Source organism: Pontibacter silvestris (assembly GCF_020907275.1).
GTDB classification, from domain to species: Bacteria; Bacteroidota; Bacteroidia; order Cytophagales; family Hymenobacteraceae; genus Pontibacter; species Pontibacter silvestris.
In genome coordinates this window covers 142,379-154,426 of record NZ_JAJJWI010000010.1, presented here as the reverse complement: position 1 = coordinate 154,426, position 12,048 = coordinate 142,379, and the positions used below count along the sequence as shown (strand labels likewise).

Below are 12,048 nucleotides of genomic sequence, written 5' to 3'. Positions count from 1 at the left end.
ACTTATTTTAGGCAGCATGCATTATAGCATGGGAATCAGGCAAGGCTATTATTTTGATAGATGCGGCGGCTCAACGCTCACAAAAATATCCTTTTGCCTTACCTAAAGACAAAAGGATATTGCAACATTTCTTAGGCCTCTTCCGGCTCCAGATGGACTTTAGTTTTTTTTAACTGCTTTGCTTTTGCCTGATAAATCACCATCACAAATTTGGCTTTACAGCTACTCTTCTGCTCCAGCACCTCCAAAGCAGTACAAAAGCTCTCGTTTGCCTTTTCCTTCGCCTCCTCCCCTTTTAAGAAATGGTAGTTCTGATATTTGCGCCTATCTGCAGTTTCAAAGCTTTGGGTAAAGTCCCTTACCTCAAGCTCCCGCACATGGCTTGTCTCATTAAGGTATGCTATTTTAAAACCATTCTCACACAATTCCTCAGAAGCTAAAAGGGCCGATTCAAAATCAGCAAAGCCCATGAGAAGATATCCAGTCTTCAAGTCAACAAAATTCATCGTTGTGATTATAATATATTAAGTTTGTTTTATCACAAAGGCATCTCTCCTTTGCTTTAGATTATGTACACCTTATACATTAAAGCGCCTATTTTAGTGCCGTATAAAAGCAATAATTAGCAATTTGTTTACATAATATAGTAATTTATACCGATTCAAACGCCACTTTTCATTGCTGATAAAGCACAAAAGCACCTCAAGGCACCTGTCTGTTTCCTAAACAACGATAAGCTGTTGATGCTGTGTTCTGACATCACCTATGATCAGATAAAGATGAAACTAATGCCTATACTCTAATTCCGAAGGATTGTTTTCAGAAAGAAGCAAAGGTTTGTAAAACACGTGTTACTGAAGGAGAACAAGATACTTTCAGTAAAAACAAAAACCGCTCAAAACATGTTTTGAGCGGTTTAGTTAGCTAACGTCGTTTAACCAATGCTAAATACTTTACACCATAGGCATTCTATTTTGCCTGTAGTTTATCCAGCAGTTCATATCTTGCCCGGTTAAGTTCTGGTTTTGCTACGGTAGTTACATTCAGGTGCATTACCTGCACTTTATCACCTTTGTTAGCTGCTGGCCATGTTGGCAGGCCTTTGCCATTCGGATTTCCAGTCTTTATGAAATTGGCAAAGTAGCTTTGCATCATTTCAGATACCTTATAATCCTCCGGTGTCCAGTCATACACTTTATTATAATCCAGGTTACCCATAGCGTATTCAATTTCGGCAGAATGAACCGCACCACTGGCAGGAGGCATTTTAAAGGCATTTGGGTCTTCTTCTTTCACCACACCACCAGCCAGTCCAGATGAAGCATTTCCCATTTCAGGCACCATTGGTGGGCGTGGGCGGGAAAACAGGTAACGGTAAACAGGTTCATTCGCTGTCTGGCTGTGCAAGTCTATCCACTTCCAGGTGCTGTAGGCTATAAAACGGTCTCCGGCAAGGTCAGTGGCAGCCTGTAATGCTTCTTCATCTGTGGAGGCTGCATAAACTTTCAATACCTCATCAGCTCTCTCTCCATACAACCTTCGCACTGCCTTCTTGTAATTTTCCAGCGTCGGTTTCTCTTGCCCCATCACGTACATATAATTCATTTCCTCAGAATTCCAGCCTGCCAGCAGCGGTACCTTCACCTGCTCCCCTGCGGCAAAAATGGCGGTAGGAGATTGTGGAAAGAAATAACCATCTATGGTTGCCACAAAAGGACCTGCTCCTTGTTTACCTGCTGCCTCTAAAAGCTGCTGCGCAGGTATGGCACGAAGCTCCGCCAAAGTATTTGCCCCAATGCTGCTTGCAAACTTTACCCCGTTCTGCTCGGCAACCGAAAGCGGAACTGGATCTAAGCCCGAATTCACTAAGGCTCCACTCTCCCCGATAGCACGTGCTATCAAACCTTCAGACAAAGGCGTTGCCATTTGCGCACTAACAGAAATAGAGCCAGCAGACTCACCTGCAATAGTCACTTTTGAAGGGTCTCCGCCGAATGCCGCAATGTTCTGCTGTACCCAACGCAGTGCAGCATTCTGGTCCATGTAGCCATAGTTTCCCGATGAACGATAAGGCGATTCTTTCGTCAGCTCAGGATGTGCAAAAAAGCCGAATGCGCCAAGGCGATAATTTACCGTGATAGCCACAATACCTTTCTTAGCCATGCTTTCCCCATCGTATCGGGCTTCAGAACCATCGCCGGCCACAAATCCGCCGCCATAAAAGTACACTAGCACGGGCAGCTTTTCCTTTTCAGATTTAGCAGGCGTCCAGACATTCAGGTACAGGCAGTCTTCGCTCATCCCATCGGACCGGAAACCCATATCCCCGAAAACTGCCAGTTGCATGGCGCGTGGCCCAAATTTTTTGGTGCTGCGTATACCTTGCCAGTTCTTTACAGGCTGAGGTTCCCGCCAACGTAAATCACCAACAGGAGGTGCCGCAAAGGGCACTCCTTTAAAGGAGCGCACACCGCTTTCTTCTAGGGTTCCTTCTACAAGACCATTCGCCGTTTTAGCCTGATTTGAGGCCAGGGTGCCGGAAGTTTTTTTGTTATTCTGAGCATAGGCCACAGGCATAAGCTGCAAGCCAGTTAGCATTATGATTAAGAGAGTTATGATGTGCTGCATATTTTATATTACATGTTTGTAACTGCTTTATTATTATGTTAATTTGACATAATGATAGAAAATAATTTTATCATGTCAAAACAACATAACACGTTTATATCTATATAATGTCTGGGAAAAATATCACCGCTAAACAACCTGCCGGAAAATCTTCTCCTTTCTTATCTGAACTCACGCTGGACTGTGTTATTTTAGGTTTCCATGAGGACCAGTTAAAAGTATTGCTCCTACGCTGGCGAGGCACTCAGGAATGGAGTTTGCCCGGCGGACCTATACGTAAAGAAGAGTCTGTGGATCAGGCAGCCTGCCGCATTTTAAAAGAAAGAACAGGTTTAAAAGACATTTTTCTACAACAGTTCCAACTGTTCGGCGATGTGGAGCGCTATAACCGGAATGAGATTAAAGAAAAGCTTAAGCACCTGGTCGAACCTGAAAAGTGGTTTGAGCGGGCTGTTTCAGTAGGTTATTATGCCTTGGTAGATTATCCCAAAGTGGCACCTACTCCTGATGCCTTTACAGAAGAATGCCAATGGTGGGGCATTGATGAAATACCTAGTTTACTCTTCGACCACAACCACCTTATTAAAATTGCCCTGGAGTCTCTCCGTATTCAGCTAAGCTGGCAACCTATCGGTTATAAGCTGCTTCCGGAACAGTTTACTCTACCGGAACTGCAACGGTTGTACGAAACCATTTTAGGGCGCACACTGGACCCTCGCAACTTCCAGAGGAAAATGCTTGGCCTGGGCATATTATATCGCTTAGAGACACGAAGAAAAGGAGGTGCTCACAAAGCCCCATATCTGTACCGTTTTAATAAGCAGCACTACAAAGCCATGCTAACTAAAGGCAGCCTGTTCTTTAGTTAAGTTTGTCAAAAATCAAAAGAGAGTACTTTGATGTGTTTGTCGAATTAATTTATAATCAACACTTAAACTCCACGTCATCTTTATTAAGTATAAAAGCCCCCTTATAATCCTGCCCCCGTCCGTAGTTAACGCTAAGCTAATATCCTGTACTTTTTGATATAATTTTGATAAAAATTCCGTTACTTTAGGCTGAGAAAAACAAGTTTATCTACAAAGATAGATTTTATAGAAATTTCACCCTTCATTATCCCTGCCAGATCAATAACATGGAAAACATCATTAGTTCGATTAACGACATCGTTTGGAGTAATGCACTTATTATACTTTGCCTTGGTGCAGGGATCTATTTTTCAATAGTAACCCGTTTTCTGCAAGTCAGGTATTTACGTGAAATGATTCGCCTGCTCTTCAATGGCCAGTCATCAGACAAAGGCGTAAGCTCTTTTCAGGCGTTCTCTATAGCCATTGCCGGACGTGTGGGTACAGGTAACATAGCCGGTGTGGCAACAGCCATTGCCATGGGCGGACCGGGTGCAGTATTCTGGATGTGGATGATTGCTTTCCTGGGAAGTGCCTCTGCTTTTATTGAAGCTACCTTAGGCCAGATTTATAAGCAGGTAAAAAACGGAGAATACAGAGGCGGTCCTGCTTATTATATTGAAAAGGGCCTGGGTGTAAAATGGTATGCTGTTGTTTTTGCGATAGCCACCATTATAAGCATGGCTTTGTTTCTGCCAGGCGTACAAAGCAATAGTATTGCTTCCAGCATAAATACAGCCTTTCAGATACCAGTGGCTGTAACGGGAGCTACGATTACCGTCTTGCTGGCACTTATTATTTTCGGAGGTGTAAAGCGTATCGGTAAGGTAGCAGAAATTGCTGTTCCTTTTATGGCAGGGGCATATATCTTAATGACTGTTGTAATTATCGCCATGAATATAACAGAAGTTCCCGATGTCATCAGCCTTATTGTCCGTTCTGCTTTCGACGCAGAACCTGCTTTTGCCGGGGTGTTTGGTATGGCTATCTCCTGGGGAGTGAAAAGAGGCATTTACTCTAATGAAGCAGGCCAGGGAACAGCGCCACATGCGGCAGCTGCGGCAGAAGTCAGCCATCCTGTAAAACAGGGATTGGTACAGGCATTCTCTGTTTATGTAGACACTCTTTTTGTATGTACCGCCACTGCCTTTATGATTTTGTTCACCGGGCAGTATAATGTTGTAAACCCGGAGGGGGGCTTTATTACTGAAAATCTACCTGGTGTAGCCATTGGGCCGGAATATACGCAGCAAGCTGTAAACACTTATTTCCCTTCGCTTGGCAGTGGTTTTGTGGCTGTCTCTTTACTGCTTTTTGCCTTTACGACCATAATGGCTTACTACTATATTGCTGAAACCAACCTAAGCTACCTGAACGCCAAAGGCAATAAAGTTTTGTTATGGTTATTAAGGGCTTTGATACTGGGAGCTACTTTTTATGGTTCTGTTAAAACAGCCGAATCAGCGTGGGTATTAGGCGACATTGGCGTGGGTATAATGGCCTGGCTAAATGTGGTGGCCATTATTCTTCTGCACAAACCAGCTCTTCTTGCACTTAAAGACTACAGCTCTCAGCTTAAAGCAGGAATAGACCCTGTATTTAACGCAAAGAAACTAAACATCAAAAATGCCGGTGAATGGGAAGCTCCTGAGCAGGAAGAATACAAGAAAACGTATGCAGGATAAGCTTTTGAAGCAAAGAATAGCATAAATAAAGAAGGCCCTGAAACATAGTTTCAGGGCCTTCTTTATTTATGCTATATAGGTTAACATTTTAATCAACAGGCGCTAGATACTCCCCTCTTGTTATCATCTCAAACTTTATCTTTGTTAAGGATGAATGGTAATATCAGGTAGCTTAAACCACTCCTCTGCCTCTTTTCTTTTAACGAAATAGTGCATGTCAAATTTTATTGCCTCTTTCCCATTTACCATAATGGCTGCAATGGCCATGTGAGAGTCAAGATCTTCTGGAACAACTATAGCTACTTTTTTCACCCCCAATTCCGAAAGGCGCGGCAATAGTGTTTTGCTGGTCCACCTTTGGTCATCGGGCTGTATCTGGCCAATGTTTAAGGAATTTGCAAGCCAGAATTTCAATCCCTTAGATGCTACCAGGTCCATACAAAATGTAACAGCTTCCCTGTATTGACCAGACGTAAAAGAGCCTGCCCAATTCATTATTAAAGACTCCTTCTCTTCGTCTACTTCAACAGTCAAAAAGGGAAACTCCTTATATATATAGCCCATACAACTTTCACATTTTAATAAAGCATTTACGGAAAGAGATATTTTTTGATAAAGAATATTAAAGGCTTCACCATCGGCACCGCATAATAACCTTTCTTCGGATACTACGAATAACAGGCTATCCTTCCGCATACTATTTACTCAAAAACAAGCATGTGCAAGAAGGGTATTTTATTTAGATTATAAGTTATGCGTGTTTTTTTGCTACCCGGGTTCGGCGAAGATGAATCCATTTTCGATAAAATATATCCACACATTCCAGGAGAAAAAATTTTCCTGAATCCGTGGGTATTACTTGGCAGCCAGCCCAGAACTGAAATAAATGCTCTTCGGTATGCAAGAGAACTAACAAATTGGTATGCTATCAAACAGGAGGATGTTATTATCGGCCACTCAACGGGTGGCTGGGTGGCACTCCATATAAAGCATATACTGAACTGCCCGATTATACAGATATCTTCCTGGACCGAAAGGTATAAAGTAGTTAAACCGGAAACAAAACCAGAGTTAGCGTATTGGCTAACAAAAAAGGGACTGCTGTTTAACCGGCTTACAAAGTACCTCCTGATAAAGAAAAGATACGAAAGCAAGCCCTCTGCTCCCGTCTTCGCCTCTGTGTTTGATAAGCTGATAAAGGGAAACAAAAACAATGTAAACAACCAGTTACGGTTAATCTTTGAGGATGTAAACGAACCAGTAACTGTTGAGCCCGATCTAAGGATACATGCACGCGCGGATAATATCGTACAGGTCCCTGATCAGCCATTTCATGAAGTACCGGGAGATCACTTCTCTCTGTATATCTATCCTGAAAAGGTTTATGTGCCTATTGTAGATTTTTTAGCAAAGTACCAGACTGTAAAGTAATGAAAATTATAAAAATGAAAACTACTCCTCTATCTGCTAAACAAGTAATTAACTCCTAATGTAGCAGCCGAAAATCTTAAAGCATAATTAACGTACTGGGTAACAGTTGCAGGAGGCATGTAAATGGCAGAAAGCTCGTACTTCTTGTTCAATATTATGCCACTACGCAAAGTATAAGCAACCCAAAATGGCTTTATATCAAAGTAATCTTCATATATGGTAGGCTTATATTCATAAGAAACAGAGGGGTTTTCATGTTGCCTGGTATAAGTATTGTCGGATATATGAGAATAGTATATACCAGCTCCAAGGCCAACATAAAGCTTAAAGTTATCCTTGTTGTACAGGTTATAAATTAACTGCGGACCTAAACCTATAGACTGCTGAGAAACTTTATAGGTATAACTTGTCGAGCCGCTACTATAAAAGCTTTCTTTTTTCGCTAAGGTTGAGCTTGCAGTTGCAGCAGTTGCTTCTATCCGAAGCAGCATCTTCTGTACATGCCTGTTCACAAAAATATCTACTCCAGCAGTAATCCGAGGTGAAAAACGCGCAGAGTTTTTATCTACATTGCTCATCGGATGCTTTCCCTCTATCACGGCCACGTTTCTGCTTAAGGCAATACCGGCATAGAATCTTGAGTTTTTTATTTGCTTGTTTGCGGCTGCTATTTCCGAAGTAGTACTACCATTCAATAAGCTTACTATATCATTCAGATCATAGTCTTTGTAGTCAGCTTTTTCAATAGCACGCTTCAGCCCTGGCACCCCATATTTTGCAGCCAGAACTACCAACTGCCCGATATAAATCTTCTGTGTCATTAACTGCGCATGTCCTGAAGCAGAAGAATAGTACCTGCGGTAGTACAGTTCAACAGGCTCGCCTCCGTTGTTCTCCTGCACAAAGTACCTTGTTTTAAGCTTATCCGTGTAAGACAAAAAGTTCATATTTTTTCCTTTCTCACGTAGCTTCAGAAACACCGTCATCGTATCAACTTCGGTAGTACTGGTATGGTTCAGCTCTTCAAGCTTTACGGGGTTCATGGTTACAGGACCTTCGTAGCGTTGGTAAGCTTCCATAGCGTTAATTTCAAAGTAGCTCGCAGTAGTAGCATCAAACACCTGTTTAGCCCCTCCTTCTTCTGCAGGACTGAAGGAGATAGAAGCAGGGTTTTGCACCCACTCCTTATAATCAATAAAGCCGTTAAGAGTGTCACCAGCTGTTGTAACAACATAGCCTGGTTTGTAATTTGATTGAGCTTGTATGCATAGCGGACACAACAAGAGAAGGTTGAATGGTAAAGCTAGCCGCTTCCATGTTTTCATAACTGATGATAATAAAGGATTATAGAAACACAATTATATCTAAAATAAAACAAATATCCCTATATAGTGCTTTTAATTTCCACATGATTTTGGCACCAGCCGATATTTTACTGAATTCAGGCACTCCCTTTTCTTACTGATCAATAAACCTCTACTTTTTAACTTATAGCTATGCTTACTCCTTCTTTTACTTATCCTTTACCCATTTCCAAATAAAAACAACAACCAACCTGCTTCTATAAAAGTAGTACTAGCATAATAAAGGTATGTGCTGTATGAATAAGATGAAGAAAGGGCTATGTAGTTGCTGGCTGTTACTATGCCTGTGTGTTATTCCATTTGGGTGTAGAAACACATCAACAGGCTCAAAAGCAGAGAAAACGGTTACGCTGAGAATACCGAACCACCCACTCCGAAATGAACAAGACCTGGACGTACTACTACAGCAGATTGGAGACGCACGGGTAGTATTGCTTGGAGAAGCATCTCATGGCACCTCAGAATATTACACCTGGCGCTCAGCCATCAGCAAGCGGCTAATTCAGGAGAAAGGATTTGATTTTATAGCTGTAGAGGGCGAATGGGCCGACTCTTACCGGGTGAATGAGTTTATTAAAGGGGATGCAAAAGACAGCGCAGCTGCTGTTGCGTTACTGGAGCAGTACAACAGGTGGCCCACCTGGATGTGGGGGAATTATGAGGTGGCCTCACTGGTAACATGGCTTAACGGGTACAACCAGGGTAAACCCGCCACATCTAAAGCAGGCTTCTTTGGCTTAGATGTGTATTGCCTGTGGGAGTCGATGATCGAACTTATGCCCTACGTAAAGGACGACCCTTCTCTGGTGAAGGCAGCAAGAAAAGTACACCAGTGCTTTCAGCCTTACAGTGCAGATGCCATGCAGTATGCACAGGCTGTAGCCAATGTTTCTGCCAACTGCAGGGCTGAAACAAACCGCCTCTGGAAAGAAATACAGAAACAGAGCAAGGCCGAAGGAATTAGCAAAAGAGAGGCTCAGTTTGTAGCGGAACAGAACGCACTGGTAGCGCTTAACGGTGAGCGCTATTACCGGGCAGCGGCCAGCAGCAACTCTAACTCCTGGAACATCCGGGATCGGCACATGGCCCAAACGCTGAAACGTTTGCTTAACTTTCATGGGCCAGACTCCAAAGCAATTATCTGGCAACATAATACCCACGCAGGCGATGCCCGCTATACCGATATGGCCAGTAGCGGGGAAGTAAACGTAGGGCAACTGGTGCGAAAAGAATACGGTAAGGAAAACGTCTATATTGTTGGTTTTGGCTCTTACAGCGGCTCTGTAATTGCATCCGGAGGTTGGGGCGGACCTATAAAGACAACAGAAATGCCACCTGCCACGCCAGGAAGTTGGGAGCAGATTCTCCATCAGCTAAGCCCAGTTAATAAAATCATCATCTCTAAAGAACTCAGAGAAGAAAAACACCTGAACCAACCTGTGGGCCACCGGGCTATTGGTGTCATATATAACCCTGCGCTGGAATACCTGGGCAATTATGTACCCTCTGTTATACCAAAGCGATACGATGCTTTTCTGTACATAGATAGTACACACGCCCTGCACCCGATCCAGACCATAACTGTCAGAAACGAGCCACCAGACCTCTACCCTTCTGGTACCTAATCTGTGTCTCACTTTATAAAGTATCCAGAAAACCTGTGCAATAGAAAAGGCACAAGCAAATGTCACATAGCTGTAGAGGAATAAAATGTGCATATTTGCGCTACTAACAGATAAAGATGCCATCAATAAACAAGCAGAGAGTTGCCCTTAGCGTTTTCTTCTTTCTTTCCGGATTTAATTTTTCCAGCTGGGCCTCCAGAATACCAACTATTAAAACAAGCTTAGACCTGAATGAAGCAGAACTGGGTACTGTCCTCCTGACGCTGCCGGTCAGTTCCTTGATCGGACTTCCCTTGTCTGGCTGGCTGGTTTCCAAATTAGAAACCAGAGTACCCTTAACAGTGGCCATGATCATAAATGCCGTCTGCCTTTCTTTTATAGGTTTTGCTTCTGATTCTGATACATTCACACTCGTAATTGTGCTGTTCCTGTTTGCTTTAAGCTTAAGGGTGTTTAACATCGCCATGAACACTCAGGCTATTACACTTCAGAAGCAGTTCTCCCGAAAAATAAATGGTTCCTTTCATGGCCTCTGGAGCACGGGCGGCATTATAGGTGTTGGATTCACCACCTTACTTATTTCTTTAAATGTTCCCATTGTACCGCATTTACTAACTGTGTCGGGGCTAACTATTCTTATTGTCTTAGTGTCGTACCGGCACCTGTTACGAAACGACTTATCTGCCTCCGGTAATAAACTTGTTTTGGGAAAGCCAGACCCTTATATCCTTTACTTAGGACTACTGGTATTTTTTGCTGCCGTATGTGAGGGAGGCATGTTCGACTGGAGTGGCATCTACTTTCAGGAAGTAGTGAAGGAGGAGGTGTTTACTGCCGGCTACCTGATTTTTATGTCGTTTATGGCGCTTTCCAGGTTTGTTTCAGATCGCATTATTGATAAAATCGGGATGGGCACCACCTATGTCATGAGTTCTTTACTTATCTTTTCCGGCATTGGCCTGTCTATCCTTTACCCAAGCTTCTGGCCTGCTATGGTTGGTTTCTCACTGGTTGGTTTTGGTACTGCTTCCGTTGTGCCCATGACGTATACCTTAGCCGGTGCTTCTCCGAAATACTCACCCGGCATTGCTATTTCCTTAGTCGGCACATTCGGTATTATCGGAATGCTGGCCGGCCCGCCCATCATCGGCTACCTGGCACATGCTTTCAACCTGAAAGTTTCTTTTATGGCCTTTGCCTTATCCGGTATCATGCTGATTCCAATCTCGCAATTGTTTTTTAAGTTGGAAAGGGGGAAGTTAGTTACCAAAGAGTAAGTTTTGACTCTTAAACAATGGGAGGAGTAATTAAGAACTCTGCTCTGCTATACCTTTCCAGGAACTTTAGCAAGGTGAACAAGTACAACAGCAGCTTTCCGTTTAGATGGCAACAACATTAGACTTTGTTGATACTCAATTGTTATATCAGAAGCAGGAATACATACATTTGAATCCTGTAACTGCAGGTTTAGCAAGAACTTCAACATATACTTTCAGAAGTTCGATTAAAAGCCTGATGCTGCTTTGAAAGAAATACAACAACAATCAATGGAGCGGGTTTTCAGCTCTTATTCCCTATTACAAGGTCTCTGGATTTGCATTCAATCAGCAAAGCCAGAGACCTTTAAACTCCAGATTCTGAGCCACCGATACGCCCAGCCTTAGCGTTTTACTATTGCTGTACCGGCTGCTCTACTTCCTGCGTCAACTGGATGTTGGCGACAAGTTTAATTTCTTCGCCCAGCACTAAACCACCTGTTTTACTTAAAGGGTTATAGGTAAGACCAAACTCCCAACGGCTGATGTTACCGCTTACTTCAAATCCAGCTTTTCTGTTACCGTATTCATCTTCTGCAAAGCCTCCGAATTCAGCCTGCAACTCTACAGGTTTGGTAATGCCTTTGATAGTGAGCATACCGAAGAGACTGTACACTTCGTCATGCATTTTACTAAAATAAGTGGACTGGAAATTGATGTGCGGGTGGTTCTCCGCATCAAAAAAGTCTGCTGACCTCAAGTGGTTATCTCGTGCTTCCACTTTCGTATCAATACTCCTAACATCCAGGGAAAAATGAATTTCGGCATTGTCAAAAGTGTCTCCCTGCACTGTTGCACCTCCTTCAAAGTTATTAAAAGAACCTGTTACTGTAGAAATAACCAGGTGTCTTACTTTAAACTGAACATCTGAATGTAAAGGATCGATTATCCATTTTGTTATTGTCATAGGTTTATAATTTTAATGGTTAGTTAATAAGGTGTTTCAAGGTCGAAAGATAGAATAATTGTACAATTAAATATACATGTTTAGACACCAATATGTTTAACATTTGTATCAACAACAAAAACTATGCCTTGGGTTATGGCAAAATAGCAGAACTTACATCGGGAGCTAAGTTGGTAGAGTATTC

At 42.7% G+C, this 12,048-nt stretch carries 10 protein-coding genes; 5 read left to right on the top strand and 5 right to left on the bottom strand.

The features are described from left to right. Positions 1-131: 131 nt before the first annotated feature. Together LN995_RS11250 and LN995_RS11245 are read right to left on the bottom strand one after the other, a co-directional pair. A complete protein-coding gene (locus LN995_RS11250) occupies positions 132-506 on the bottom strand; it encodes a hypothetical protein (protein WP_229961161.1) in 375 nt (124 codons plus the stop codon). Positions 507-969: 463 nt separating this feature from the next. Then, on the bottom strand, positions 970-2,628 hold the full coding sequence (locus LN995_RS11245) for a carboxylesterase/lipase family protein (RefSeq protein ID WP_229961160.1): 1,659 nt from the start codon (positions 2,626-2,628) through the stop codon (positions 970-972). Between the two features lie 107 nt (positions 2,629-2,735). Here LN995_RS11245 and LN995_RS11240 point away from each other — a divergent pair, with 107 nt between their 5' ends. After that, positions 2,736-3,497, top strand: a complete 762-nt coding sequence (locus LN995_RS11240) for an NUDIX hydrolase (protein WP_229961159.1) — start codon at positions 2,736-2,738, stop codon at positions 3,495-3,497. Between the two features lie 266 nt (positions 3,498-3,763). After that, positions 3,764-5,221 (top strand): alanine/glycine:cation symporter family protein, encoded by a 1,458-nt coding sequence (locus LN995_RS11235; RefSeq protein ID WP_229961158.1) that lies wholly within the window; start codon positions 3,764-3,766, stop codon positions 5,219-5,221. Positions 5,222-5,365: 144 nt separating this feature from the next. Here LN995_RS11235 and LN995_RS11230 read toward each other — a convergent pair whose 3' ends face one another. Beyond that, positions 5,366-5,785, bottom strand: coding sequence for a hypothetical protein (locus LN995_RS11230; RefSeq protein WP_229961157.1), 420 nt, complete (start codon positions 5,783-5,785; stop codon positions 5,366-5,368). Between the two features lie 189 nt (positions 5,786-5,974). Between LN995_RS11230 and LN995_RS11225 the strand changes: the two genes are divergently transcribed. Continuing rightward, positions 5,975-6,652, top strand: coding sequence for an alpha/beta hydrolase (locus LN995_RS11225; protein WP_229961156.1), 678 nt, complete (start codon positions 5,975-5,977; stop codon positions 6,650-6,652). 29 nt (positions 6,653-6,681) lie between these two features. Here the strand turns inward: LN995_RS11225 and LN995_RS11220 are convergent, their stop codons facing one another. Next, entirely contained in the window at positions 6,682-7,977 is a 1,296-nt protein-coding gene (locus tag LN995_RS11220; RefSeq protein WP_229961155.1) for a hypothetical protein, read from the bottom strand. A gap of 275 nt (positions 7,978-8,252) precedes the next feature. On the opposite strand from LN995_RS11220, the gene LN995_RS11215 reads away from it, so the two are divergent. Beyond that, the gene (locus LN995_RS11215) at positions 8,253-9,641 is read left to right on the top strand and encodes an erythromycin esterase family protein (protein WP_229961154.1); all 1,389 of its coding nucleotides are present in this window, start codon (positions 8,253-8,255) and stop codon (positions 9,639-9,641) included. A 116-nt stretch (positions 9,642-9,757) separates the two neighbouring features. After that, positions 9,758-10,918 carry an MFS transporter gene (locus LN995_RS11210; protein ID WP_229961153.1) on the top strand — a complete coding sequence of 387 codons (1,161 nt, stop codon included), beginning with the start codon at positions 9,758-9,760 and terminating at the stop codon, positions 10,916-10,918. A gap of 394 nt (positions 10,919-11,312) precedes the next feature. Here the strand turns inward: LN995_RS11210 and LN995_RS11205 are convergent, their stop codons facing one another. Further along, the gene (locus LN995_RS11205) at positions 11,313-11,864 is read right to left on the bottom strand and encodes a YceI family protein (RefSeq protein WP_229961152.1); all 552 of its coding nucleotides are present in this window, start codon (positions 11,862-11,864) and stop codon (positions 11,313-11,315) included. Between the last annotated feature and the right edge of the window lie 184 nt (positions 11,865-12,048).